Source organism: Halovibrio sp. HP20-59 (assembly GCF_033052795.2).
Taxonomy (GTDB): domain Bacteria; phylum Pseudomonadota; class Gammaproteobacteria; order Pseudomonadales; family Halomonadaceae; genus Vreelandella.
In genome coordinates, this window is the sequence record NZ_JAWJUW020000146.1 from 1 (window position 1) to 247 (window position 247).

The 247-nt window shown below is 68.4% G+C and carries 1 protein-coding gene; it reads left to right on the forward strand.

Going from position 1 to position 247, the window contains the following annotated elements:
- Nucleotides 1-247, forward strand: a 247-nt coding sequence (locus RZA33_RS19690) for a type IV secretory system conjugative DNA transfer family protein (RefSeq protein ID WP_317509992.1), incomplete at both ends; no start/stop codon positions are given.

Sequence of the window (247 nt, forward strand, 5' to 3'; positions counted from 1 at the left end):
CCTGTTCATCAGCGTCCGGCGCAACCGGCCGTCCCAGCGCATCATGGTGATGATCGACGAGGCCGCGGCGCTGGGGCGGTTCGAGGAGATCCTCACCGCCTCGGGCGAGCTACCGGGCTACGGCGCCTCGCTCTGGACCCTGTGGCAGGATCGCTCGCAGATCGTCGGGCTGTACGGCGAGGCCGGGGCCGACACGATCCTCAACACCGCCGAGGTCGTCACGTTGTTCGATGTGCCGGCGATCGAT